This is a genomic window from Sharpea porci (assembly GCF_009695655.1).
Lineage (GTDB): Bacteria > Bacillota_I > Bacilli_A > Erysipelotrichales > Coprobacillaceae > Sharpea > Sharpea porci.
This window is the reverse complement of record NZ_VUNM01000076.1, coordinates 1-1,109: the sequence shown is the minus strand read 5'-3', so window position 1 is coordinate 1,109 and position 1,109 is coordinate 1. Positions and strand designations below refer to the sequence as shown.

The 1,109-nt window shown below is 63.3% G+C and carries 1 protein-coding gene; it reads right to left on the bottom strand.

Going from position 1 to position 1,109, the window contains the following annotated elements; all coding sequences use genetic code 11:
* A partial coding sequence (locus FYJ79_RS12400) for a transposase (RefSeq protein WP_154518927.1) occupies positions 1–1,109 on the bottom strand: 1,109 nt, incomplete at both ends.

Sequence of the window (1,109 nt, the reverse complement as noted above, 5' to 3'; positions counted from 1 at the left end):
GATATTCCACGCCATGGTGGCCAATCGCCACTCGCCGCTGACCTTATCCAGCCCGCGTAGCGAGAACTGCCGGAACCCCATCACGTGTTTGATGATCCCGAAGACCGGCTCCACGGTATGTTTGCGCAATGCGTAGAGCGCTCGGCCCGCCTGCGTCTTCAAGCGGTGTGCCATCTGTTCGACGGGGTCCTCGCTCTCCGGGGCAGGCGGATCCGCGGCGAAACGTTCAAAGACCGGAAGGTGATGGACGTCTCGCTTCATCGCCAACAGCGGTTCGATACCATGGTCATGGCAGGCCTGGATATTGCTGGCACTGAAGTAGCCGGTATCACCCAGCAGGTGGTCAGGTTTTCCCAGCGTTTCCGGGTAACCTTGCCAGGCCGTCAGTAGCGGCATGACTTGCTGCTTGTCATTGGTCGCCTGCGTGACGTGGACATGGGTCACCAGCAGACTCTCGGTATCAACCGCGGCTTGGGCGTTGTAGCACTGATCAAACCCCTTGCCGGTGACCGGCATGATGCGCGACTGCGGGTCGGTGAAATTGATCTGATCCTTGTCACGCGGGCCACCAGTGGGCGGTTCGGGGTCACGCCCACGGGGCTTCTTGCCGGCCTTGCGCTGCGCCTCCCGCCGCGCCACCTTTTCCTGATAGGCGGCTTGCTCGGTGGCGTCCCGCTCCTCGGCGCGCGCCTCGATCTTGGCCTTCGCCTCAGCGATGGCCGCCAGGCGGGCTTCACGGCGGGCAATCTCGGCGGGGATATCCATGCCGTCGGCCGCGTCCTCCTTGTCCGCCGACTCGGCCCGCTCGGTCAGCGCTTTCACCTCTGCCCTGAACTGTGCCTCCAGCTTCTTGGCATGGCCATACGACAACGCCTTGTGCTTGCTGGCGTTGGCCTTGAGCTTGGTGCCGTCCAGGGCGATGGTGCCAAGCTTGAGCAGCTTCATCTCGCGGGCCAGCAGCAGCACCTGTACGAACAACTGTTCCAGTTCCGGCAGAAAGCGGCGGCGAAAGGTGGCCAGCGTGTCATGGTCGGGATGGGTATTGGCGGCCAGGTAGCGGAACGCCACCGAGTCATAGGTGGCACGCTCGATCTTGCGGCTGGAGACCA